Origin of the sequence: Actinoallomurus bryophytorum (assembly GCF_006716425.1) — a bacterium.
GTDB lineage: Bacteria > Actinomycetota > Actinomycetes > Streptosporangiales > Streptosporangiaceae > Actinoallomurus > Actinoallomurus bryophytorum.
The window spans coordinates 341325-364979 of sequence record NZ_VFOZ01000003.1 but is presented as its reverse complement, the minus strand read 5'-3'; the positions used below and the strand labels follow the sequence as shown (position 1 = coordinate 364979).

Here is a 23655-nt window from a genome sequence, read left to right as displayed (position 1 = left end):
GGGTGGAGACCACGGAGGACGTCGGGCGGGTTCTCGTGATCATTCCGACGTACGACGAACGCGAGAACATCGAGTCCATCATCGGCCGGGTCCGCGTGTCCGTCCCGGAGGCCGAGATCCTCGTCGCCGACGACGCGAGCCCGGACGGCACCGGTGAGCTCGCCGACCGCATCGCCGACGGCGACGACCACGTGCACGTACTGCACCGCAGCGGCAAAGAAGGACTCGGCGCCGCCTACGTCGCCGGGTTCCGCTGGGGGCTCGAGCGCGGTTTCGACGTCCTCGTCGAGATGGACGCCGACGGCTCGCACCAGCCCGAGGAGCTGCCGCGGCTGCTCACCGCGCTGGAGGGCCACGACCTGGTGATCGGCTCGCGCTGGGTCAACGGCGGCCGGGTGGAGAACTGGCCGAAAAAGCGCGAGGCGCTCTCCCGCGGCGCCAACACCTACTCGCGCCTCCTGCTCGGCTTTCCCGTGCACGACTCGACCGGCGGCTTCCGCGCCTACCGCGCCACGACGCTGACCAAGATCGGCATCGACGAGGTGACGTCGCAGGGGTACTGCTTCCAGGTCGACCTGACCCTGCGCACCGTACGCAGCGGGCTGCGGGTCGCCGAGGTGCCGATCACGTTCGTCGAACGCACCCACGGCGCCAGCAAGATGAGCCGCGACATCATGGTGGAGGCGTTCCTGAAGCTCACGCAGTGGGGCCTGGAGCACCGCCTGGGCCGGCTCACGGGCCGGCCCGACGCCTGAGCCCGCCTCACCCCCTGTGGGCCAGGAAGTCCTTCGCCTCCTGTGAGGCCTTGGCGTAGGACCCGGAGTCGAAGGGCGGCTGGGGGTCGTACTCCACGGCGAGCTGGCACGCCTCGGCGGCGACCCGTCCCGCGATCAGCTCGGCCAGCCGCAGGGCCATGTCGATCCCGGAGGAGACCCCGGCGGCGGTGATGATGCCGCCGGGCTGTTCGACGACACGCCGGGCCGTGTACGTCGCACCGTAGGACTCCAGGGCGTCGACCGTCGACCAGTGGGTGGTGGCCTCCAGCCCGTCGAGCAGTCCGGCCGCGCCGAGCAGCAGTGAGCCGGTGCACACCGAGGTGGTCCAGCGGGTGGTCGCGTGGACGCGGCGGATCCACTCCAGCAGCGGCTCGTCGGTGACGAGGCGTCGCGTACCGAGGCCGCCGGGCACCAGCAGGACGTCGGCGCCGGTGACGTCCTGGAGGGCGGCCGTCGCGACGAGAGAGAGCGCCCCGTCGCCGTCGGCGTACGGGCCGGGCGCGTGGGCGGCGAAGACCACGTCGGACTCCGGCAGCACGCGCAGGACGTCGTACGGGCCGACGGCGTCGAGCGCGGTGATCCCCTCGAAGATCGGGATGACGATCCGCATGGGCGTGTCCTTCCGTCAGACGGCTGAGGTGGGTGCGGAGAAGCATCTGCGGTACTCGCCCGGCGTGACGCGCAGGGTCCGCCTGAAGCTGCGGTGCAGGGTCTCGACGGTGCCGAACCCGCAGGCGCGCGCCACTGCGTCCAGCGTGGCCGTGGTCGTCTCCAGGAGCCGCCTGGCGGCCTCGACGCGTGCGCTCTCGACGTACGCGGCCGGGGTGCTGCCGGTCTCGGCGAGGAAGACGCGGGCGAAGTTCCGCTCGCTCATCGCGGCGCGCGCGGCGAGCGCCGGCACGGTGAGGTCGTCGTCGGGATGGTCGGTGATCCAGCCCAGGACCTCGCGCAGCGGCGCACGCTCCGGCCGCCGGGCCGCGAGCTGGGCGCTGAACTGCGCCTGCCCTCCCGGACGCTGGACGAACATCACCAGCCGGCGGGCGATGGTGCGGGAGACCTCGGGCCCGTGGTCGTCCTCGACCATGGCCAGGGCGAGGTCGATGCCCGCGGTGACCCCGGCGGAGGTCCACACGTCGCCGTCGCGGACGAAGATCGGGTCGGCGTGGACCGTCGCCTCCGGATACCGCTCGGCCAGCCCGCCGCAGCGGGACCAGTGGGTGACCGCCCGCCGCCCGTCGAGCAGCCCGGCCGCGCCCAGGAGGAAGGCACCGCTGCAGACCGAGGCGGTACGCCGGGCGGTCCGCGAGGTCCGGGCGAACCAGTCGACGAAGCGCCGGTCCGCGCACGCCGCGTCGACGCCGCCGCCGCCCACCGCGACGAGGGTGTCCACCGGCCCTGTCTCCTCGTCGATCGTCAGCGTCGGTGAGATCGCGAGGCCGCCACTCGAGGCCACCGGACCGGGCGCGGCGGCCACGGTCGTGATGACGGCGCCCCCGGTGAGGCGCCCGGCTTGGGTGAACACCTCGTGCGGCCCGGTCAGATCCAGGATCTGAAAGCCCGGGAAGACGGCGAAGACGATGTTCGGGCTGGTCACCCCTCCATCGTGGCCGCACCGTCGCGATGGCGGCAAGGACATGTCTATGACGATTTCCGCCATCGCCCGGGGGACGGCACGGCTACGAATCGCTCACCGGGGTCCCGCGATTATGCCGTCAGCGTGGCGGGGACCGGCCCAAAGCGAGGGCGCGGCACGTCACAATGGATCCATGTTGCCGGTCGCGTTGCTCGTCGCCTTCCTCCTGGTGCCCATCGTTGAGATCTACGTGATCCTGCAGGTCGGTCACCTCATCGGCGCCTGGCCGACGGTGGCGTTGCTGATCGCCGAGAGCGTCCTGGGCGCGTGGATCGTTCGCCGCGAGGGCCGCCGGGCCTGGCGCGCGCTGACCGGCACGTTCCAGAAGGGCGGCCTGCCCGACCGTGAGCTGGCCGACGCCGCGCTGGTCCTCATCGGCGGTGTGCTCCTGCTGACGCCGGGGTTCGTCACCGACATCCTGGGCTTCCTGTTCGTGCTGCCGTTCACGCGGCCGGTCCTGCGCTGGCTGCTGTCGGCCTTCGTCGCGCGCCGCGTACGCGTCGCCCAGAGCCGCACCGCGGCCGCGTTCGAGGGGCTGGGCGGCATGCCCGGCGTCCGGATACGGCCGGACGCCCAGAGCGCCCCGGAGGGCCGGGAACCCGACGCGCGGGTCGTGCGCGGCGAGGTCATCGAGGAGGATCGCTAGAGCGATCCGGGCCGCCGGCCTGACGTGACATCGGCCCCGGGCTCCCGCGAGCGCCGCCGCCGCCGAAGGGCATCGGCCCCGTTCAGTCATGGCACCACAGACGCCGACGGGCCGCGCCACCGAGGGGTTGGCGGCGCGGCCCGTCAAAGGCGTTGTCGGTTGTTACGCGGTCTTCCTACGCTGGGCCCGTAGCACGGCCAGCCGCTCGGCGAGGACCTCTTCCAGGTCCTCGATCGAACGACGTTCCATGAGCATGTCCCAGTGGGTACGCGGTGGCTTGCCCTTCTTGGACTGAGGCATCTCACCGTCCACCATCAGGGCCGTGGCGCCGCAGCTCCGGCACTCCCAGGTCATCGGCACCTCTGCCTCTGCGGCAAGGATGACGGTGAACCGGTGGCCCTTCGGGCAGTCGTACATGACCTCCTGACGGGGTGCCAGGTCGGTATTGCGATCATTCTCGTAGCTCGTGGCTCCGAGTCTCGTGCCGCGAAGTGCGCGCTCGGCCATCGTGACGTGCCTCCCAGACGGCTTGCGTTCTCGTAGTAAAGGAACGCTGGATACCGTCACAAGATTCCCGCCCCGGCCTTGGTCCAACCCTGTGGTTTTCCTGTCTTCCCCTGTACCGCCGAAGATCGTCCGCTCGCGCGGCGTGCCAGACCGTGCGGGGCCGGTCACAAGGGGCGTCTCATCCCTGCCGTGCCGAGCGCCGCCGGCCGGTCCCGTATCCCATTCCGGGCGGCGGCAGTCAATTAAGTTGAGCCATCCTGACGCAACCTGGGTTGCGGAAACGGTGGCAAATCTGCATGATCAGACGGATGGCGGACGGGTCATCGGGGGACAACGGCGGTCTACTGCGGCAGCGGGACTTCCGGCATCTGTGGGCGGCGGACCTGATCAGTCAGCTGGGCACCCGCGTGAGCTATCTGGCGGTGCCGCTGCTGGCGGTCTCCACCCTGAACGCGAGCGCGTTCGAGGTCTCGCTGCTCCGCGCGTTCCAGACCGTCGCGTACCTGCTGATCGGCCTGCAGGTCGGAGCGTGGTGTGACCGGATCCGCTGCCGGCCGGTCCTGGTGGTCGCCGACCTCGGCCGTGCGGTCGCGCTCGGCTCGGTTCCGCTCGCCGCCGCGCTGGGCGTGCTGGGCATCGGGCAGCTGTACGTCGTGGTGTTCGTCGTCGGTGTGCTGACCGTCTTCTTCGACGTGGCGCACCAGACGTACCTGCCCCGGCTGGTCGAGCGGGCACGCCTCATCGAGGGGAACGCCCGGCTGCAGGGCAACGCGTCGGTGGCGGCCGTAGCGGCGCCGACACTGGCCGGTTACCTCGTGCAGTGGTTCACCGGCGCCGGCGGCGTCCTGGCGGACGCGGCGAGCTACCTGTGGTCGGCGCTGTGGCTCCGCTCGATCCACAGGCCCGAGCAGGCTCCGCCGCGCGAGGGTTCGACGCGGATGCGCGAGGAGATCCGCGCGGGCCTGCGGCTGGTGTCCGGCGACCCGATCCTGCGCGCGATCGCGGGCAGCACCGCGACCTTCTGCCTGGCCCAGGCCATCTACACCGCGATCATCGTGGTATTCCTGGTGCGGGTCGTGCACTTGTCGCCCGCGGCGATCGGGCTGCTCAACACCGTCGGCCTGACCGGCGCGCTCGTCGCGGCGTTCGCGACGCGCCCCCTGGCCGCACTGCTCGGCCAGGCGCGGCTCCTGTGGCTGACCGTGCTGGTGGCCGCGGCGGGTTTCGTGCTGGTGCCGCTCACCGGCCCGGGCGCGCGACTCGCGTTCTTCGCGGTGGGCGGCTTCGTCACCAGCTTCGGCATCATCGCCTGCAATATCGTCGAGGTCAGTTTCCAGCAGGCGCGCTGCCCGGCCCACCTGCTCGGCCGGTTGAACGCCACGGTGAAGTTCCTGATGTGGGGCACGATCTCGCTGGGAAGCGTCCTCGGCGGCGTCCTGGCCGGCCTGGTGGGCCTGCGATCCACGCTCTGGATCGCCGCGATGATCGTCGGGCTCTCGACGCTCTGGCTCGTCCTGTCGCCCCTGAGACGCATGCGCGACCTCCCGACCGCCACACCCACCCCGCACGCGGACCAGGCGCCCGCGACCTAGCCCTGTCTCGAAGCCCTCGGTCTGTGCCCCGCCCCGTCTGTGCCCCGCCCCGTCTGTGCCCCGCCCCGTCTGGAGCCCACCCGTCTGGAGCCCACCCACCTGGAGCCCACCCACCCGGGGGTGCCATCCCACTCTTATTGTCCAGCGGGAACAGCGGCGGGTGGAAGTAGAGCGGGGTTCTGTGGATAACGCCGCCCAAGCGCCGCCCCAGGCGGCGCCGCGCGGCAACAGCATGACCTGGAGACAGGGCCTAAATGTTCTGTCCCGTGAGGTTGGGGATGTGGCCGGCGGGTGGTCGGCCCTTCAGCGCGGTGTGTCCGCGGTGGTGATTGTAGGTGTGGAGCCAGTAGGGGAAGGCGTCGCGTCGTTCGGTCTCTGACCGGTAGGGGCGGGCGCCAGCAGTGCCACCGGCGGAAGCGGCGCGTGCTCCGGGGAGGCGTGGAACGCCTGGATCACGAGCGCGGCGAAACGCCGGGAGGCCGCGACCCGGACGGCCACCGAGGCGGCGTGGATGCCCCTGTTGGCCATGAGCATGAGGATCAGGTCGTCCAGGACGAAGTCGGGGCGCAGCCGTCCGGTGTCCTTGGCGCGGCGGGCCAGTTCGGCGATCGAGCTCAGCGCGTGTTCACGGCCCGCGGCGAAGTCCATCGCGCCCGGGAAGGTCGACATGAAGGCCGCGGTGAAGCCTCGGTCGCGTGCGTGCAGCTCGCAGATCTTCTCGATCACCAGGCAGAAGCCGCGCCACGGATCCGGGTCGGCGAGCCCCTCGTCGACGATGGTGTGGCACGCGATCATCTGGTCCGTGAAGGCCTCGGTGGCCAGCGTCTCCTTGGTGGGGAAACGGCGGTACAGGGTGGCGGGGCCGACCCCGGCGCGCCGGGCGATCTCCCGCATCGACACGTTCAGGCCCTCGGCGGCGAAGACCGCGCGTGCCGCGTCGAGGATGCGTTCGCGGTTGTCCCGGGCGTCGGAGCGCAGCGTGTGAGGCAAACGGTCGGTCACCACTCTCACTTTAACCAAGAGGACGGTGACGTCCGTATAGCGTCCGCGGTCATGCGCGTCCGGGGGCACAGGGTGCCCGGGACGGTTCTCGGCGAAGCAAGGAGACGACAGTGAAGGCAGTCGCGATCCAGGCGTTCGGAGGTCCGGAGGGTCTCGCGGTCATCGACCTCCCTGACCCGAGCCCCGCCGGGGGACAGGTGCTGATCGCCGTCGAGGCGATCGGCGTCGGCGGCGTCGACGCCGTGATCCGTCGCGGTGCCCTCGCCGCCTACGGTTTCGAGGAAGGTCACGTTCCCGGCGGCGAGGTGGCGGGCACCGTGACCGCGGTCGGCGGCGGCGTCGACACGTCATGGGTCGGCCGGCGCGTGTGGGCGTTCACCGGCGTGGGCGGCGGCTACGTCGAACAGGCGGTCGCCCAGATCGGGGAGGTCCTGCCCCTCCCCGCGAACCTGTCCGCCGTCGACGCGGTGACGCTCGGGAGCTCCGGCGTGGTGGCCCACTTCGGCCTCTCCCATGCTCACTTCGCCCCCGGCGAGTCGGTGCTGGTACGCGGCGCGGCCGGCAGCATCGGGATCATGACGGTCCAGCTCGCGGCCCGTGGCGGAGCCGGTGCGGTGGCGGTCACGACGTCGTCGGCCGAGCGCGGCGAGCGCCTGCGCGGGCTCGGTGCGACCCATGTGCTGGACCGCTCCGGCGAGGGGGGCCGGGACGCTCCCGCGGGCTACGACGTCATCATCGACATCGTCGCCGGCGCGCACATGCCGTCCTTCTTCGCCAGGCTCAACCCGAACGGCCGCCTGGTGGCCGTCGGCGCGGTCGGAGGCATGCCACCGGCGGACTTCGGCACGGAGATGATGGCCGCGTTCCAGAGGTCGCTGTCGTTCGCGACGTTCAGCGCCGCCACCGTGGCCGGGCCCGAACTGCGCGCCGTGAGGACCGCGCAGTTCGCCGCCGCGGGCGGCGGCGAGCTGCACACGGTGGTGCACGAGCTGCTGCCGCTCGGGCAGGCCGCACTGGCGCACCGGAAGATGGACGCCGGCGAGGTGTTCGGCAGGATCGTGCTGACGACGTAGCCACGGCCCGCGGGGAGCCTCACCACTGGTAGGGCAGGAACTTCCCGTCCAGGGTCACCACGACCCGGTCCCCGGCCGGGTCGGGTACGCGCCGGATGTCGAGGCGGAAGTTGATGGCGCTCATGATGCCGTCGCCGAACTCCTCGTGGATGAGCTCCTTGATCGTCGGCCCGTAGACCTGGAGCACCTCGTAGAACCGGTAGATCGTGGGATCGGCCGGCACCGCGGTCTCCAGCGCCCCGCGCGTGGGCTGGAGCCGCAGCGCCGCCTGAACGTCCTCGCCCAGGTCCAGCAGCGACGCCGCGGCCGCCGCCTGTTCGGCGCTCATCGGCTGCTGGCCCAGCAGCGCCGACGTCGTCCACGCCGGGGGCCGCCCGACCGCCTCGGCGAGCTGGTCCCACGTCAGGCCCAGCCGGGCCTTGGCCGCGCGTACGGCCTCCGCCGCCTCTTTCTTGGTCATCATGGCCGGCACGCTACGCGGCGCAGATGCCATCGGCGTTACACGGGCGCCTTCGTGCCGTTCGGGCGCCGGGGGAGCGCGTTGCCGGCCTCGAGGGTCCCGCGTGACATGTCGACGGTGAGGAGCAGCGCGAACCCGACGACGAAGAACACCACGAGCGACACGATCGCGCTGCGGTAGCTGTCGGTCAGCTGCAGGGCGATGGCGAACACGAACGGACCCAGCCAGCTCGTGCCCTTGTCGCTGATCTCGTAGAACCCGAAGTACTCCGCCGTACGCCCGGGCGGGACGAGGTGGGAGAACAGGGACCGCGACAGCGCCTGCGTGCCGCCCAGCACGGTGCCGATGATCGCGGCGAGGACGATGAACTGCACCGCGGACCCGCGCTGCAGCGTGTAGCTCACCATCGTCACGAGGGTCCAGGCGACCAGGGAGACGAGCACCACCCGCTTGCCGCCGTAGCGGTCGGCGAGCCGGCCGAGCAGCAGCGCGCCGCCGAACGCCACGAACTGCACGAGCAGCACGGCCGCGATCACCACCGACTGGCCGAGGTCCAGCTCCTCGGTCGCGTACGTCGCCGACAGGTTGATGACCGTCTGCACGCCGTCGTTGTAGATGAGGAAGGCCAGCAGGAACATCATCGTGACCGGCCGGTTGCGCATGTCGCGCAGGGTCACCCCGAGCTGGGTGAACCCGGCGCGTACGGTGGCGAGGCCGGACTCGCCGGTGCGCCTGCGGTGCCGGTCGCGCAGCCGCCGCAGCGGGATGAGGGTGAAGCCGCCCCACCACAGGCCCGCCGAGGCCAGGCTGAGCCGCACGGCCATGCTCTGGGACACCCCGAAGGTGTCGTGCAGCAGGTACAGGACGAGGTTGAGGGCGAGCAGCAGCCCGCCGCCGAGGTAGCCGAAGCCCCAGCCGCGCGAGGAGACCGCGTCTCGTTCGTCGGGGCCGGCGAGGTCGGGCAGGAAGGAGTTGTAGGCGACGCTCGAGCAGCCCAGGGCGACGTTGGCGACGACCAGCAGGCCGGCGCCGAGCAGGTAGCGCCCGCCCGCGGCGAAGTACATGCCGACGGTGGCGAACGCGCCGACGTACGCGGAGACCGCCAGGACCAGCCGCTTGCGGCCGGTGTGGTCGATCAGCGCGCCGGTGGCGGGCAGCACCAGCACCTGCGTGATGACCGACAGGGCGAGCGCGAACGGGTAGACGGCCTTGGCGCGGATGTCGAGGCCCAGCGGGTGGACGTAGCCGTCCGCGTCGGCGGCGGCCTTGGCGACCTTGGTCAGGTACGGGCCGAGGAAGACGTTGAGGACCGTCGTGGAGAAGGCGGAGTTGGCCCAGTCGTAGAAGTACCAGCCGCGCCGTTCCCGGCGCACGCCGCGGTCCGGCGCGGCGCTCTCGGGGGAGGTCGCGACGGACCCGCGTGAGGGCTCGTCCCCGGGGCCGCCCGGGTCGCTCATGTGCTGGCCGTCGCCCAGAGCCCGCGGTCCCGCATGAGGTCGCGCAGCGTCTCGATCTCATCGGTGATGATGCCGTCGACGCCCAGGTCCAGGAGGCGTTCCATCTCCGCGGCGTCGTTGACCGTCCAGGCGTGCACCTTCAGGCCGAGGGAGTGCGCGCCGGCCAGGAACGAGGCGGTGATGAACGGTGTGCGCCCGAGCCGGTAGGGCACCTGGGCGCACGGCGCGCCGGTGGCGATCGGGCGCAGGGGCGCGCCGAGCCGTCCGGCGAGGGAGTGGATGCGCAGCGCGGCCACCCCGCGCGGGCCGAGCGCGGTGCAGACCTCGCGGCCGGACAGCAGCCGCATCCGCGCGCGTACGTGTCTCAGCCGGCGGGAGGAGAACGAGGTCACGCACACCCGGTGCCAGGCGGCCGTGCGCCGCAGCACCTCCGTGAGCGGCGCGATCGCGCTCTCGGCCTTGACGTCGATGTTGAGCCGCGCCCGCGGCCAGGAGCCCAGGACGTCCTCCAGCAGGGGGATGGGCTCGCGACCGCCGATGCGGGCCTGGGACACCTCGGCGTAGGGGAGCCGCGCGATGTCCCCGTCGCGGTCGGTGACCCGCTCCAGGTCCTGGTCGTGGAAGGTGAGCAGCACACCGTCGGCGGTGGCCCGCACGTCCGTCTCCAGGTAGCGGTAGCCCAGCTCGACGGCGTGTTCGAACGCGGGGAGGGAGTTCTCCAGGCCGTCGAGGGAACCGCCCCGGTGCGCGAACGGGATGGGCCCGGGATGATCGAGGAATTCATACTCCGGTGACACGTGCCCGAGTATGACGGTTCCGGTGCGCCGAACGCGATTCACCACACTGACCTTACTACGTAAAGGCGGCGGCCCGGGTCGGCTCGGAGCCTCACCGAGAACACGCACCACACGCGCCGCCAGAGTCGGCCGGCGGCGTCTCCAGCTGTGAGCTTCCGGGCGCCCGGCCGGTGATCGGCTTGGCGATCTGGCCGGTAGGCCTGGTCACGGTCGCCGGCGGCTCCGCGGTGACCTTAGGTCAGGGTTCCCCGTCTTCGCCCAGGGCGGCATCCGGCGGCGTAGCGCGGTCATTCCCGTCCTTGATGTGGCTTTTGGACTAGGTTGTGTGCCGCTGTGGCCCACGAGGGCCGTACCCCTGAGCAGGAAGGCTCTTGATCATGGCGGACACCAGCTCGTACGCGGCGACGTTCGAGATCGTCGATATGAACAAGGACGGGCACATCTCGGCCGCCGAACTGAAGCAGCTGATGACGGCGCTCGGTGAGGACATCACCGACGAGACGGCCGCGGAGGTCGTCAAGAAGATGGACTCCAACGGCGACGGCGAGATCTCCCTGGAGGAGTTCTCCAGCTACATGTCGCAGGCCTGAGCACGGACCGCCGCCGCGGCCGGCACCCGGCCGGCCCGGCGCCGGCGACGGGTCAGCCGGCCCATTCGCGGCGCCGGGTCTCGGCGAGGGCGATGGCCGTGGCGACCGCGACGTTGAGAGAGCCGACTCGGCCGACCTGGGGGATGTAGGCGACCGCGTCGGCGGCCTCCAGCAGCGCGGGGGAGCAGCCGTGGTCCTCTCCGCCGACGGCCAGGCACACGTCACCGGACAGGGCCGCCTCGTGCAGCGGTACGGCGTCGGTGGTGAGCTCGAGCGCGATGATGCGGAAGCCGGCCTCGCGTGCCGCCCGCGCGGCCTCGGTCACCGGTACGGCGGGTTCCCAGGGGACGAGGCGCTCGGTGCCGAGCCCGGTCTTCTGGGCGCCCGGATGGGTCGGGGGAGTGGTGTTGCCGGCGAGCCAGAGGTGCTCGACGCCGAACGCCGCCGCCGAACGCATGATGGAGCCGACGTTGAACGGCTGTGTCACCGACTCCACCAGCAGGCCCAGGCGGCCTTCGGTACGGCGGCGCCAGCCGCGGTTGAGCCGTTTGACGTCGGTGGCGCGCAGCTGCCTGCGGGCGTCGGCGGTGGTCACGGTGTGTCCCTGGTCTCGGATGCGGTCGCGGTTGCGGGGTCGACGGCCAGGACGCGGTACCCGGCGCGTGAGGTGAGGCGCTCGGTGGGCCAGCCCTGGCTCTCCAGCCAGCGTTGCAGGGAGTCCGAGCCGAGGTTCTTCTGTACGACGAGGTGGGCGCGGCCGCCGGGGGACAGGCGGGCCAGCCAGGTGGAGAGCAGCTCGTGGAGGGCCTGCTTGCCGACGCGGATCGGCGGGTTGGACCAGATCGCGGCGAACCTGACGGCAGGCGGGATCTCCTCGTCCAAGCCGAACCTTACATTGTCAAGGCCGGCGGTCTGGGCGTTCGCCCGCCCGCATTCCAGAGCCCGTTCGTTGACGTCCACGCCCCACACGATCGCCTGCGGCGATCGCTTCGCCATGGTGAGGGCGATCGGGCCGTACCCGCAGCCGAGGTCGAGCAGATCGCCGGTGGCGGGCGGCGGCGGCACCGTGTCGAGCAGCACGCGGGTGCCGAGGTCGACGCGGTCGGGGGAGAACATGCCCCGGTCGGTCGCCAGCCGCAGGTGCAGATCGGCCAGGACGAGGTCGACGGCGCCCGGACGGCTCTGCGCCCCTGGCTGCTTCGCGAAGTAGTGCTCTCCCACGTCGGCAGACCGTACCAGCGGCTACGCGCCCCGGCCGCCTCGGACGGGGTTTCGCGGTGTGCGGTCCTCGAGAGTGGGCGACGGGGCTCCATCTCGATCGGTGTCCCGCAGAACGGTCGAAGTGTGCTCACCCAAGAATTCGCCCGGCATAAAGAGCATCACCGCCCCTATACGCCTTGCATCGGCTGCGGCGATTGAGACGCCTATTCCGTTGCGCGAAGCGGCATTTCATGGCCTCTGCGGCAGGCCAATACGGTCGCATTCATGGAATGGAACTTTCAAGCCGCCGAACAGCTTTTGGCCGCGTTGCGCGCCGGTGCGGTGACCTCGGTCGAGCTGACCGATGAGGCGATCGCCGGTATCGAGCGCGACGACAAGGTGGTCAACGCGATCTGTGTGCCGGACTTCGACCGTGCGCGGGCCGCCGCGCGCGGTGCCGACCAGGCGCGCGCCCGCGGCGAGGATCGGCCGTTGCTCGGTATTCCGGTGACGGTCAAGGAGTCCTACGACATCGCCGGGCTGCCCACGACCTGGGGCATGCCGCCGCACCGGAACCACATGCCGGCCGAGGACGCGGTACAGGTGTCGCGGATCAAGGCCGCGGGCGCGGTGGTGCTCGGTAAGACCAATGTGCCGCTCGGCCTGCAAGATATCCAGAGCTTCAACGAGATCCACGGCACCACCAACAACCCGTGGGATCACGCCCGTACGCCGGGTGGATCCTCCGGCGGGTCGGCGGCGGCGCTGGCGTCCGGATTCGGCGCGCTGTCCATCGGTTCGGACCTCGCCGGTTCGCTGCGCACCCCCGCGCATTTTTGCGGCGTCTACGCGCACAAGCCGACGCTCGGGCTGGCGGCGACCCGCGGCATGGTCGCGCCGCCTGGGCCGCCATTGCCGGCCGACCTCGACCTCGCCGTCGTCGGTCCGATGGCCCGCACCGCCCGCGACCTCACGCTCCTGCTCGATGTCATGGCCGGCCCGGACCCGCTGACGCTCGGCGTGGCGTACGACCTGACGCTGCCGCCCGCGCGCCACGAGCGCCTCGGCGACTTCCGTGTCCTGGTCCTCGAGGAGCATCCGCTCATTCCGAGCGGGTCCGCCGTGCGGGTGGGCGTGAACCGGGTGGCCGGCGCGCTTGCCGGCGGCGGCGCCCGCGTCGAACGGCACAGTCCGCTGCTGCCCGATCTGACCGAAGCCGCGACGCTCTACATGCAGTTGCTGATTTCGGGCTCCGTCGCGCGTTTTCCCATGCGGACCCGCGCCGCCGGACGGAGCGCGGACGACCAGAGTCTTGACGCCGTGCGGCTGCGCGCCATGGCGTTCAGTCACCGGGACTGGATCGAGGCGAACAACCGCCGCGAGCTCCACCGCCACGGCTGGCGGCGGCTGTTCGCCGAGTTCGATGCCGTGGTGTGCCCGATCACGCCGACTCCCGCGTTCCCGCACGACCACCACCCCGATCTGCTGGAACGCCGGATCGACATCGACGGCGTCGAGTACCCCTACTTCGACCAGCTCGTCTGGGCCGGTCTGGCCACCATGCCCGGCCTGCCCGCCACCGCGATACCGGTGGGCCGGTCCCCCGAGGGCCTGCCGGTGGGAGTGCAGCTCATCGGTCCGATGTTCGAGGACCGCACCCCGCTGCGGCTGGCCGAACTGCTCGAGCAGACGATCGGCGGTTTCCAGGCACCGCGGTAGGGCGTTCGCCGCGGCGGGCGAGACGGCCCCGGCCGGCGGCGGGACCGTCGACTGGGGGCAGCCTCAGGGACGACTCGGGGGAATCCCTGATGGCTTTCCGGTGCCCGGCACAGCATCATCAAGATATGACGTATCAACCGGATGTGCCCCGCCGCTCGGAGTCGACCTGGATCGCCATGTCGGCGGCCTCGCAGGGCCCGTGGGCCACCGCGCTGGCCGGGGGAGCGGTGGCGGGCGGCCTCGACCTCGCGCTCCATCTGCTGGGCGGGCATCTGACCGTGGCCGGGCCACTGTCGTTCGGCCTCGCGATCTTCTTCCTCATCGGCGCCGGCGGGGCCCTGCTGCGGCGCGGCTATGACCGTACGCGGGCGTGGGCGCAGCAGCACCCGTGGTCCTACGCCCTGATACCGGCGGCGGGGACGGCGGCGACCGTCTTCGCGTCGTTCCTGTTCCTCAGCGGCGACGGCCTGTTCGGCAGCCTCTGGGAGGGGCTGAGCGACGGTCTCGGCGTGCTGGTCCTGCTCGGCATCATCGGGTACGTCGCGCGCGGCGTACGCCCGGCGTCGCGCCGCTGATCCCCGGGCGGGTCACCGCCGGCACGTGCCGTACGCCGTCAGGGCAGCCGCTGGAACCACACCAGCGAGAAGCCTCCCGCGGCGAGGGCGAACAGCAGCGCGACCAGGATCCACTGCGAGGCCGCCTCCTGGCGTTCGATGCGGTACCCCAGCGAGCTGCCGATGTGCTTGTAGACCTCTGACAGCTCCGTACCGGCCTGCGCCTCGTACGGCTTGCCGGAGGTGTCCTCGGCGAGGTTGCGCAAGGTGGCCTTGTTGACCTGTACGGGGACGGTCTCACCGTCGATGTCGACGACGCCGTACGGAGTGCCGAACGCGATCGTGGAGACCGGGACCTTCGCGGCGCGCGCCGCGTCGGCGGCCTCGGTCACCGACCGGCCGCTCTGGTTGTCGCCGTCGGACAGGAGCACGACGTGGGACGGCGGCGGGTCCTCGTTGGCGCGGGCGTCGAAGGAGCGGATGGACTGCAGCGAGGTGAAGACCGCCTCGCCGATGGCGGTGCCCTTGCCGAGCTGCAGGCCGTCGATGGCGTGGCCGACCGCCTCGCGGTCGAAGGTCGGCGCGACCACGGCGGAGGCGCTGCCGGAGAAGCTGACGAGGCCGACGTTGAAGCGGATCGGCAGGTCCTGGACGAACTTCTTGGCGGCGGCCTTGGCCGCGTCGAGGCGGCTGGGGGTGACGTCGGTCGCCTTCATGGACAGCGACGTGTCGATCGCGACGATGATGGTGGCGCGTTCGCGGGGGACCTTCACCGGCTTGGCCGGCCGGGCGAACCCGACGGTCATCAAGACGATCGACAGCAGGAACAGGAGCGCCGCGAAGTGCCGGCGCCAGCCCGGATTGCGCGGGGCGATCTGGGACAGCAGCGCGAGGTTGGTGAACCGGACCGCGGCCTGCTTGCGCCGCGTCTGCATCAGCAGGTACACGCCGATGAGGACGGGGACGAGGACGAGCAGCCACAGGCGGCCCGGTGACAGGAAGGTCATGTGAGCGCCTCCGCCGGTGGGGCGGCCAGGGGACTGTGTTCGCCGGTTCCCTCGCTGCGCTCGGTCATGTGCGGCTCCCCTGTGGGCGGGCCCGGCCCGCGACGCGGCGCTGCCGCAGCGCGAACCGCGCGACGTCGTTGACCCAGTCACGGTCGGTGCGCAGGACGAGGTGGGACACACCGCAGCGGCGGATCGCCTCACGCGTACGCGTGCGCTGCGCCTCGGCGGCCGCCGCGTACACGGCGCGTACCTTGGCCGTCAAGATGATCTCACGGACCTCGCCGGTCTCCGGGTCGGTCATCATCACCGGGCCGATGTCGGGCAGGTCGAGCTCACGCGGGTCGATGATCTCAACGGCGATCACCTGGTGGCGTGCGGCGAGCCGCCGCAGCGGTGACTCCCAGGCGAGCTCGCCGTCCGGGGTCTGCCGGTGGTCCAGAAAGTCGGAGATGACGACGCGGAGGCCGCGCTTGAGCTGGCTGCGGGCCAGGCCGTCGAGCGCCGAGGCGAGCGGTGGCCCCCGGTGCACCTGGGTGCTGCGCGGGGAGTCCAGGAGCGCCTGCAGCAGCGCGTACATCGCGACGCGCCCGGTACGGGCGGGCCAGCGGCGCACGCCGCTGTCATGCAGGATGTAGGCGCCGAGACGGTCGCCGAGCCTCGTGGTCAGGAAACCGATCGCGGCGAGCGCGGCGACGACGAGGTCGCGTTTTTCCATCAGCGCGGTGCCGAAGTCCATGCTGGAGGACATGTCGGCCAGCGCCCAGGTCTCCAGCTCGTGGTCGGCGATCAGGTCGCGTACGTGCGGCACGGTGGTGCGGGCGGTGACGGCCCAGTCCATGTGGCGTACGTCGTCCTCGCCCGGCTGGTAGAGGCGCGCCTCGGCCAGGTCGCTGCCGGGGCCGGGGAGCATGCCGAGGTGCTCGCCGTGCAGCAGCCCGTCGAGGCGACGGGTGACGGTGAGCTCCAGCCGTTTCAGCGAATGCTCCGGAGTGAGCGTGCTGAGCTTGTCCGGCCGTCCCGCTCGTCTCATGAGGCGTATTCGCTGTTCCACACGACGCGCGGCGGGGGCACGGCCGCCAGGATCCGCTGGATGATCTCGATCGGGTCGATGCCGTCGGCCACGGCGTCGAAGGAGAGCAGGACCCGGTGGGACATGACGTCGACGGCCACGTCGCGTACGTCGTCGGGCAGGACGTAGTCGCGGCCGCGCAGCAGCGCCAGGGCGCGGGCGGAGGCGACCAGGCCGAGCGTGGCGCGGGGGCTGGCACCGATGTCGATGACGCCCTTGAGGTCGTCGAGGTTGTAGTCCTCGGGCTCGCGGGTGGCCATGACGAGACGCACGATGTAGTCCGCGACGAGCTCGTGCACGGCGATCTCGTCGGAGGCCTTCTGCAGCGCGATGAGGCTGTCGGGGTCCAGGATCCGGGCGGCCACCGGCGGGTCGACGCTCATCCGCTGCAGGATCTGCATCTCCTCGGTGGCGCTCGGGTAGGAGACGCTGACCTTCATCAGGAACCGGTCGCGCTGGGCCTCGGGCAGCGGGTAGACGCCCTCGGACTCGATGGGGTTCTCGGTGGCGATGACGACGAACGGGCGCGGCAGCGGGTGCGTCTTGCCGGCCAGGGAGACCTGGCGTTCGGCCATGACCTCCAGCAGCGCCGACTGCACCTTGGCGGGCGCGCGGTTGATCTCGTCGGCGAGGATGAAGTTGACGAACACCGGCCCGAGCTCGACGTCGAACTGTTCGGTCGAGGGATGGTAGATGCGGGTCCCGACGATGTCGGAGGGCACCAGGTCCGGGGTGAACTGCAACCGCGCGAACGACCCTCCGACGACGGTCGCGAGGGTGCCCACGGCGAGGGTCTTGGCGACACCGGGCACGCCCTCGAGGAGGCAGTGCCCACGGGCGAGAAGGGCGATCACCATCCGTTCGACCATGTGTTCCTGGCCGACGATGACCTTTTTGACTTCGGCCACGCTCTGCTGAAGCAGCGCCGCGGCCTGGTCGATGTCCCCTACAGCGATGGTCATGTAGTCCCTCATGGTCAGGGTCCGTGCAGCGCCAACGTCAATGACCTTATGCGATTCGGCTGAACGGGCGCTGTGTGGCGAGGCTGTTAGTGTGTCGCGCGCCAGGCCTGTATCTCACCGGCAGGCAGGCCGGCGGCGATGGGAGGTCAGGGCCGCACATGCCGAAGCCGCTGCAGTTCGGGGACCCCGCGGAGCTCGGGCCGTTCCGGCTTGAGTCGCGGTTGCACGAGTCCGCGGCCGGCATCGTCTACCTGGGCGCCGACCCGCAGGGCCGTCCGGTGGAGGTGGCGCTGCTGACGACGGCGGCGGCCGGCGACGCGGCGGCACGCGACCGGTTCCGCGCGGCCGTGTCCGCCGAGGCGCCACGGGTGAGTGCGTTCCCCCGTAACCCGCCCGCTCCCTCACCGGGTGATCCGTCACCGGTGGTGGCCGCGATGCCGGAGACGGCCGCGCCGTGGGTGGCCACCGCGCACGCGCAGGACCGTCCGGGCGCGGAGCGGTTTCTGCGGCCGGTCCTGCTCGAACGCGGCTGGGGGATGAGCCGCCGGCGGCGCGGCGGCCCGAGCTTCCAGCAGTACTGGGTGTCCGGCCCGAAAGGCCCCGCGCTGCACGTCGAGCGCCCCCCGGAGGTTACCGCGCCGCGCAACGACAGCCGGGGCCTGGCCACTGCGGTCGCGTCGCTGGCCGCGCTGCTGGTGCTGCTGGCCCTGCTCGTACTCCTGCTGTTCTCCTGCGAGCCGTCCGACCCGAAGCCGCCCGTGCCCACCGACATTCCGACGACGGCCCCGGTCCTTCCGCCTCCGCCGCCGTCGGAGCTGACGCCGACACCGGGACCGTCCAAGCCTTCGCAGCCCCGCGTGAGCCCGAGCGACGGCGACGGCACGGTGAACCCGGCGGTGCGCGCGAGGCCCGCCCCCGCGGGCTGATCTCAGTCCGTGGCCGCCTCGATCTCGGCGGCGGGGAAGGGCGTGCGCCTGCTCTCGGTGAGCAGCCGGCGGTGGAACCCGTCCAGGACGAGCGTGGGCCGTGCGTGCCGGTCGATGATCGCGGCGATCTCGGACCGTAGACCGCCGGGCCGCCCGCCCGCGGTCCACTCCCGCAGGGACACTTCGGGCTCGGTACGCGCGAGAAGGTGGCGCAGCAGCTGACTCGCGGTGAGGCGGCGGTCGTAGGTGAGGTGAGCGGACAGGAACCCCGCCTCGCGCGCGGAAAGCTCGAAGGCGTCACTCAGGGCGAGCCCGAAGTCGGCGAAGTAGAGCCGGCGGCCGTCGGTCAGCACGTTGCCGAAGTGGGCGTCGAAGTGGACGAGCCCCCGAGACCTCATGAAGGTGGCTCCGCGCGCCAGGGCCCGCTCCACCCGGGGTGCGGCGTGTTCGTGGCCGTCCAGCCACGCGGCGAGGGTCTGTGGCAGGTGCTCCAGGAACAGCACCAGGCTGGACGAGGACCTTCCGATGGCCTCGAGCCGCTCGCGTACCGCCGTCGAGCCCTCCCAGTACGCGACGGCCCCGCCGATGCCGCCGAACTCCTCCGCGAACCCCTCGGGAGGCGAATCGGGCAGGACCCGCCAGTGGTACATCAGCGGGAAGCCCGGATAGGCGTCCCCGAGAACCCAGCCGGTGGTCATGGTGTGCACGGCCAGCTCACGCCAGGCGCCGAACCCGGCCGATCCCACGCCGTAGTGGTAGAACATCGGCAGCCCGAACAGATTCGCCGTCGAACGCGCGTTGTCCAGCTCGACGCCGGTCAGGGGGATCCGCTTGACGAAGACGCGCCGCCCCGCGACGTCCAGCTCCGCCGACCGGCCACCGATGCCGGACCCGAGCGGAGCCGCGGCCGCCACCGCCCGGCCGAGCCGACGGTCACTCAACCGCGCCAGGCGCCTGCCCACGGCGGTGTAGGCGGCCAGGCGCGCGGCATGCCCGCTCACCCGTACGGTCCGGGTCGGCGCCTGCCGGCCGGGGGTTGTGTGGCCGGGGGCGGGCTGGCCGAGTCACCGTACGCGTGCGGGGGCGAGGTCGTCGCGTGGCCGGCGCTCACGCGATCGCTCGCAGGGGCAGGCGGCGGGGCCGTGCGGTCCGGGCGGGGTCTGGGGTGGTGCATTGAGGCTCCCACCGCCTGTCTCGAAGTTTTCGGACTGGGCTCCGCTCGGACTGGGCTCCGCTCGGACTGGGCTCCGCTCGAACTGGGTCCCGCTCGAACTGGGTCCCGCTCGAACTGGGTCCCGCTCGGTCTGGAGCCCACCTGTCTGGGCCGGGCACTGTGTGGGCCGGGGCCTGTCCTGGAGCCCTCCTGTCCTGGAGCCCTCCTGTCCTGGAGCCCTCCTGTCCTGGAGCCCTCCCGCCCGGGGGTGCCATCCCACTTTCATTGTCCAGCGGGGGGAGTGGTGGGTGGAAGTAGAGCGGGGTTCTGTGGATAACGCCGTGTGGCGCGACCCTGGCGGCGCCAGACGGCAACAGCATGACTTTGAGACGGACCCTGGGCGGCCCACGGTTGTGTTGCTCGTGGCCGACCTTATGCGCCGCAGTGTTCGTCCTGGTCGGGTCCGGCTGGGCGGGTGCGCCGCGATCGCCGGTCACTCGGTCGGCAGCCTGCGGGTGGCCGGGTGCGGCGGGTTAAGTCGGTTGCCGGGCGGGGGAGGGGCGGTCAGCATATGGGGATGTTGGAGACCCTCGTCGCGTTCGCTGGTGCGGCCGTCATCGTCGCTCTGGTGCCGGGCCCGAGTACGGCCGTCGTCGTCCGGAAGTCGATGAGCTCGGGCAGGCGCGCGGGCGTGGCGGCGATGCTCGGCAACGAGTCGGGCGTCGTGCTGTGGGGCCTGTCCGCGGCGTTGGGTCTGTCCGCGCTGCTGCTCGCCTCGAGAATCGCCTACGACACGATGCGGATCGCGGGCGCGGTGTTCCTGGTGTCGATGGGCGCCCGGTCCTTGTGGCGATCGCGACGCGCGAACGCCGAGGCGACCACCCCTACCCCGGCATCCCCGGCCGACGCGATCAGTTCGGCCGGCACGGTCACTCAGACCGGTCCGTCCATCACGGCCGAAGAGGCCACCACGGCCACTATGGCCGACGCGGCCGACCTGGCCGACCCGGCTGCTGCGGACGGCACGGCGAACGCGCCTGACGCGGCCAGCGCGAGCGATCTAGCCGACACCCCGGCCGACGACACCACAGCCATGACCACCACGGGTGTGGCGGCCAGCACAGCCGGTACGGGTGCGGCGGAGAAGGTATCGATGCCGGCGGAGTCGCGATGGCGGGCGTACCGGCTGGGGCTGCTCACCAACCTCGCCAATCCCAAGGCGGGCGTGTTCGCAGTGTCGTTCCTCCCTCAGTTCGTCCCGGACGGCGCGCGGGTGTTGCCGGTCCTGGTCGTGCTCTCGCTGATCTGGGCACTGATCGACATGATCTGGTACCTGAGCCTGATCTGGCTGGCAGGCCGAGCCGGACGTGCGTTCGCACGGCCTTCGGTACGCCGTCGTGTCGAACAGCTTTCCGGAGTCGTCCTGGTGGGCCTGGGACTGCGCATCGCCGCGGAGTCCCGCTAGCACTCCTGCGGGTGAAGCCCAGAAACCGTCGCACCGTCGCACCGTCGCACCGTCGCACCGTCGCACCGTCGCACCGTCGCACCGTCGCACCGTCGCACCCGCGATTCTGCCTACCACGCGGCTACCTCGCCACGCACGTCACCGCCCTCCGCCACCGCTGGCATCTTCGCCCGCCCCGACATCTCGGTGAGTGCCTGTGCCGTACTTCGTGCGAGCCGGACACGACCCACGGTGAATGAGCGTCTCGGGGCCTTACGCGCCCGCTTATCCACAGGCCGTCCACAGGCTCGCGCGAGAAATCAGCACCTATGTGGGTATCCCGAGGGAGATACCCACCGGTTTTCCACAACCGCTGTGGAAAACCGGATCGGGCGATACACCCCGCTCGTGGCAGGTGGTACCTCCGCCGACTTCCTCGAGACCGCGTGCTCGCCTCCCGCCCGTACCCCCAGGCTCTGCCCCTGGTCCGGCTCCGAACACATCCAGCGCGTCGGCCACGCAGAGCGCCGGGCCCAAGGCCCGCGACCACGAAGAAGGCGACCTGCGCCCACCGGCCGAGGATCATCTCACCGACCGGACAGACCCTGGTCGAATACGGGACAAAGGTGGTTTCATGCCCGGCATCTCCTGACGCGTGAGGAGTCGAGGATGGCGCCGGACCCGACCGAACGAAAGATCACCGCACGCCTGGACCGCCTGCCGATGACGCGCTGGCACTGGGCGCTGATCGTCGTCGTCGGTCTGGGCAGCTTCTTCGACCTGTACGAGGTTTTCCTCGGCGGTGTTCTCGGCGCGGTGCTGACCGACGAGTGGCAGCTGAGCACCAACGAGAAGTCCCTCGTCATCGCCTCGGCGTTCATCGGCATGTTCGTCGGCGCGATCGCGTTCGGCATCGCCGCCGACCGGTTCGGCCGCCGTCGCATGTTCCTGCTCAACCTCGGCCTTTACTCCCTGTTCTCGCTGCTCACGGCGCTGGCGCCCGACCTGGCGACGTTCTTGGTGCTGCGGTTCCTGTGCGGGCTGGCCCTCGGCGCCGAGCTCACCCTCGTCGACACCTACCTGAGCGAGTTCCTGCCCCGCCTCGGCCGCGGCCGCTACATCGCCTGCGCGTACACGATCGGGTTTTGCGGGGTGCCGGTCGCGGCCTTCCTCGGCGGCAGGTTCGTCGCGGACGAGCACCTGCTCATCGACGGCTGGCGGTGGCTGCTGATCTTCGGGGCGTTCGGTGCCCTGGTCGTGTGGATCCTGCGGTCCCGGCTGCCGGAGTCGCCGCGCTGGCTGCTCGCCCAGGGCCGTGCGGAGGAGGCGGAGGCGATCGTGGCCGGCGCCGAGTCCGCCGTACGCGGCCCGCTGCCACCCGTCCCCGACATCGCCGAGACGCGCGACGAGCCCGCCGAACGCCTCACGCTCGCGCGGATGTTCTCCGGGGAGTACCGCCGCCGTACCGTCATGTTGTGGATCTTCCAGATCCTGCAGACCGTCGGTTACTACGGGTTCGGTTCACTCGCGCCGGTCGTGCTGCACGCCAAGGGCTTCGACGTCGTGCAGTCCCTGGGGTACGCGGCGATCAGCTTCCTCGGCTACCCGATCGGGTCCGCGGCCTCCATCCCGATCATCGAACGTGTCGAACGCAAATGGCTGATCGTCGGGTCCGCGCTGGTCATGGGGGCGGGCGGCATGGTGTTCGGGTACGCGCGCGACGCCGCGCTGATCGTGACCGCAGGGTTCGTGCTGACGTGCGCCTCGAACGTGTTCTCCAACGGCTTCCACACCTACCAGGCGGAGATCTTCCCGACCCGGATCCGCAGCAGCGCCATCAGCATCGCCTACTCCCTGTCGCGGGCCACGTCCGCGGCGCTGCCGTTCGTCGCCCTCAACGCGCTGGACCACCTCGGCGCGGGCACCGTCTTCACCGGCTCGGCGGTCATCCTGGTCATCCTCTGCCTGGACGTGGCGATCCTGGGCCCCCGCAGTACCGGCCGCAGCCTCGAGACCGTGGTACAGACCGGCGCGCCTCAGCCGGGCGGGTCCTCGGGGGCGCCGAGCAGCGGGTGAGCGCGCATGGCCGCCTCCAGCTCACCGGGCAGGTCGTCGCGGTAGCGGCCCAGCGTGGACAGGTCCGAATGGCCCAGCACCCGGCGTACGGCGTCCATGTCGGTCGCCGCGGCGAGCAGGTGTGTCGCGGTGGTGTGCCGTAGCCCGTGCGGGGTCACCCCGCGCCGGTGCTGTGGGTCGACGCGGGCCAGCACCCGGTCGATCACGGCCTGCACGTCGCCGCGGGCCAGCCGGCGGCCGCGCCAGGACAGCAGCAGCGCGCCGGTGTCGGCCGTACGGGCCCGGCGCTCGGTGAGGTAGGCGTCGAGCACGCGGGTGACCTCGCGGGGGAGCGGGACGTCGCGGGTCGAGCCGCCCTTGCCGAAGATCCGCCAGTAGCGCACGCCGGCGTTGACGTAGAAGTGCTCGATGTCGGCGCGGGTCAGCTCCGAGACACGAGGGCCGATCGCCGCGAGGAGCAGGACGATCAGTGCGTCTCGCAGCTCGGTGCGCTGGTCCGCGCGTTTGCCCTGGTCCGGGGTGGTCTTCGCGAGCCGCTGCGCGGTGCCGAGCAGCCCTTCGGCCTGCTCGCGGGTGAGGGCACGGCGTTCGGGCCGCAGCCCACCGCGCTGACGCGGCGTGACGGTCGTGGCCCGCATGGGGTCCAGCTGCACCCAGCCCGTGATCGTCGCGTGCCGGAAGAACGCCGACACCGACCGCCGGAACCGGTTTTGCGACGCGCCGCTCTGCGGGAGGGCCTCACCGGCCACCGGCCCGCTGCGCCTCCCGTCGGGCTTGGAGGCGAACCTCAGCAGGACCTCGTCGAGGTCCGCGCCGCTCAGGTCGTCCAACACGCGGTCACCGCCGGCGAGCCGGGCGAAGGTGTGCACGTCACGGGTGTAGACCTCGGCGGTGCCGGGCGCCAGCGCACCGGTGACGGTCTTGGCGCGGACCATGTCGATGTAACGGTCGGCCGCCTCGGCGACGGTGACACGGTGGACCTCGGCAGGGCGCATTGGCGGTACGTTATCGG

The 23655-nt window shown here is 71.5% G+C and carries 23 protein-coding genes and 2 pseudogenes; 10 read left to right on the top strand and 15 right to left on the bottom strand.

Annotated features, from left to right (window positions below):
- Positions 1–2: 2 nt before the first annotated feature.
- Entirely contained in the window at positions 3–755 is a 753-nt protein-coding gene (locus tag FB559_RS43080; protein WP_221640749.1) for a polyprenol monophosphomannose synthase, read from the top strand.
- A gap of 7 nt (positions 756–762) precedes the next feature.
- On the opposite strand, the gene FB559_RS43075 is transcribed toward FB559_RS43080, so the two are convergent.
- Together FB559_RS43075 and FB559_RS43070 are read right to left on the bottom strand one after the other, a co-directional pair.
- Positions 763–1386, bottom strand: a complete 624-nt coding sequence (locus tag FB559_RS43075) for a DJ-1/PfpI family protein (RefSeq protein WP_141963952.1) — start codon at positions 1384–1386, stop codon at positions 763–765.
- Positions 1387–1401: 15 nt separating this feature from the next.
- Positions 1402–2370 carry a GlxA family transcriptional regulator gene (locus tag FB559_RS43070; RefSeq protein WP_141963950.1) on the bottom strand — a complete coding sequence of 323 codons (969 nt, stop codon included), beginning with the start codon at positions 2368–2370 and terminating at the stop codon, positions 1402–1404.
- 172 nt (positions 2371–2542) lie between these two features.
- Between FB559_RS43070 and FB559_RS43065 the strand changes: the two genes are divergently transcribed.
- Positions 2543–3055: an FxsA family protein gene (locus FB559_RS43065; RefSeq protein WP_221640747.1), complete on the top strand. Its 513-nt coding sequence runs from the start codon at positions 2543–2545 to the stop codon at positions 3053–3055.
- 162 nt (positions 3056–3217) lie between these two features.
- On the opposite strand, the gene FB559_RS43060 is transcribed toward FB559_RS43065, so the two are convergent.
- A complete protein-coding gene (locus tag FB559_RS43060; RefSeq protein WP_141963948.1) occupies positions 3218–3562 on the bottom strand; it encodes an RNA polymerase-binding protein RbpA in 345 nt (114 codons plus the stop codon).
- 308 nt (positions 3563–3870) lie between these two features.
- Between FB559_RS43060 and FB559_RS43055 the strand changes: the two genes are divergently transcribed.
- Entirely contained in the window at positions 3871–5154 is a 1284-nt protein-coding gene (locus tag FB559_RS43055; RefSeq protein WP_141963946.1) for an MFS transporter, read from the top strand.
- 250 nt (positions 5155–5404) lie between these two features.
- On the opposite strand, the pseudogene FB559_RS46040 reads toward FB559_RS43055, so the two are convergent.
- Positions 5405–5554, bottom strand: a pseudogene (locus tag FB559_RS46040) (IS481 family transposase); the annotation flags it as partial.
- Positions 5555–5976: 422 nt separating this feature from the next.
- Positions 5977–6156: pseudogene (locus FB559_RS46385) on the bottom strand (helix-turn-helix domain-containing protein); the annotation flags it as partial.
- A gap of 110 nt (positions 6157–6266) precedes the next feature.
- On the opposite strand from FB559_RS46385, the gene FB559_RS43045 reads away from it, so the two are divergent.
- Complete coding sequence (locus tag FB559_RS43045; RefSeq protein WP_141963942.1) at positions 6267–7229, top strand: zinc-binding dehydrogenase; 963 nt, start codon at positions 6267–6269, stop codon at positions 7227–7229.
- Between the two features lie 19 nt (positions 7230–7248).
- Here FB559_RS43045 and cynS read toward each other — a convergent pair whose 3' ends face one another.
- The 3 genes from cynS to FB559_RS43030 are packed head-to-tail and all read right to left on the bottom strand — an operon-like array spanning position 7249 to position 9943.
- Positions 7249–7692 (bottom strand): cyanase, encoded by a 444-nt coding sequence (gene cynS, locus FB559_RS43040; RefSeq protein ID WP_141963940.1) that lies wholly within the window; start codon positions 7690–7692, stop codon positions 7249–7251.
- Positions 7693–7727: 35 nt separating this feature from the next.
- Complete coding sequence (locus tag FB559_RS43035; protein WP_141963938.1) at positions 7728–9146, bottom strand: MFS transporter; 1419 nt, start codon at positions 9144–9146, stop codon at positions 7728–7730.
- Complete coding sequence (locus FB559_RS43030) at positions 9143–9943, bottom strand: glycerophosphodiester phosphodiesterase family protein (protein ID WP_141963936.1); 801 nt, start codon at positions 9941–9943, stop codon at positions 9143–9145. Before FB559_RS43030 ends, FB559_RS43035 begins: the two co-directional genes overlap by 4 nt.
- Before the next feature lie 377 nt (positions 9944–10320).
- Between FB559_RS43030 and FB559_RS43025 the strand changes: the two genes are divergently transcribed.
- Entirely contained in the window at positions 10321–10533 is a 213-nt protein-coding gene (locus FB559_RS43025; RefSeq protein WP_141963934.1) for an EF-hand domain-containing protein, read from the top strand.
- Between the two features lie 52 nt (positions 10534–10585).
- Here the strand turns inward: FB559_RS43025 and FB559_RS43020 are convergent, their stop codons facing one another.
- Positions 10586–11128: a TrmH family RNA methyltransferase gene (locus tag FB559_RS43020; protein ID WP_141963932.1), complete on the bottom strand. Its 543-nt coding sequence runs from the start codon at positions 11126–11128 to the stop codon at positions 10586–10588.
- On the bottom strand, positions 11125–11754 hold the full coding sequence (locus FB559_RS43015) for a class I SAM-dependent methyltransferase (protein ID WP_141963930.1): 630 nt from the start codon (positions 11752–11754) through the stop codon (positions 11125–11127). The genes FB559_RS43020 and FB559_RS43015 overlap by 4 nt, the downstream gene beginning before the upstream one ends.
- Before the next feature lie 264 nt (positions 11755–12018).
- On the opposite strand from FB559_RS43015, the gene FB559_RS43010 reads away from it, so the two are divergent.
- Both FB559_RS43010 and FB559_RS43005 read left to right on the top strand, forming a co-directional pair.
- Positions 12019–13452, top strand: coding sequence for an amidase (locus tag FB559_RS43010; RefSeq protein WP_141963928.1), 1434 nt, complete (start codon positions 12019–12021; stop codon positions 13450–13452).
- A gap of 125 nt (positions 13453–13577) precedes the next feature.
- Entirely contained in the window at positions 13578–14027 is a 450-nt protein-coding gene (locus FB559_RS43005) for a hypothetical protein (RefSeq protein ID WP_141963926.1), read from the top strand.
- Between the two features lie 38 nt (positions 14028–14065).
- Here FB559_RS43005 and FB559_RS43000 read toward each other — a convergent pair whose 3' ends face one another.
- The 3 genes from FB559_RS43000 to FB559_RS42990 all read right to left on the bottom strand — a co-directional run bounded on the left by FB559_RS43000 (position 14066) and on the right by FB559_RS42990 (position 17044).
- Positions 14066–15013, bottom strand: a complete 948-nt coding sequence (locus FB559_RS43000; protein ID WP_141963924.1) for a VWA domain-containing protein — start codon at positions 15011–15013, stop codon at positions 14066–14068.
- 64 nt (positions 15014–15077) lie between these two features.
- Entirely contained in the window at positions 15078–16043 is a 966-nt protein-coding gene (locus FB559_RS42995; protein WP_141963922.1) for a DUF58 domain-containing protein, read from the bottom strand.
- Positions 16040–17044: an AAA family ATPase gene (locus tag FB559_RS42990; protein ID WP_141963920.1), complete on the bottom strand. Its 1005-nt coding sequence runs from the start codon at positions 17042–17044 to the stop codon at positions 16040–16042. The genes FB559_RS42995 and FB559_RS42990 overlap by 4 nt, the downstream gene beginning before the upstream one ends.
- A 158-nt stretch (positions 17045–17202) precedes the next feature.
- On the opposite strand from FB559_RS42990, the gene FB559_RS42985 reads away from it, so the two are divergent.
- Positions 17203–17970 carry a hypothetical protein gene (locus FB559_RS42985; protein ID WP_141963918.1) on the top strand — a complete coding sequence of 256 codons (768 nt, stop codon included), beginning with the start codon at positions 17203–17205 and terminating at the stop codon, positions 17968–17970.
- Between the two features lie 2 nt (positions 17971–17972).
- Here the strand turns inward: FB559_RS42985 and FB559_RS42980 are convergent, their stop codons facing one another.
- On the bottom strand, positions 17973–18971 hold the full coding sequence (locus FB559_RS42980) for a protein kinase family protein (protein ID WP_141963916.1): 999 nt from the start codon (positions 18969–18971) through the stop codon (positions 17973–17975).
- A 729-nt stretch (positions 18972–19700) separates the two neighbouring features.
- Here FB559_RS42980 and FB559_RS42975 point away from each other — a divergent pair.
- Together FB559_RS42975 and FB559_RS42970 are read left to right on the top strand one after the other, a co-directional pair.
- On the top strand, positions 19701–20588 hold the full coding sequence (locus FB559_RS42975; protein WP_141963914.1) for a LysE family translocator: 888 nt from the start codon (positions 19701–19703) through the stop codon (positions 20586–20588).
- 648 nt (positions 20589–21236) lie between these two features.
- Positions 21237–22643 carry an MFS transporter gene (locus tag FB559_RS42970; protein ID WP_141963912.1) on the top strand — a complete coding sequence of 469 codons (1407 nt, stop codon included), beginning with the start codon at positions 21237–21239 and terminating at the stop codon, positions 22641–22643.
- Here the strand turns inward: FB559_RS42970 and FB559_RS42965 are convergent.
- The gene (locus tag FB559_RS42965) at positions 22604–23638 is read right to left on the bottom strand and encodes a tyrosine-type recombinase/integrase (RefSeq protein WP_141963910.1); all 1035 of its coding nucleotides are present in this window, start codon (positions 23636–23638) and stop codon (positions 22604–22606) included. The genes FB559_RS42970 and FB559_RS42965 overlap by 40 nt on opposite strands.
- Positions 23639–23655 lie beyond the last annotated feature (17 nt).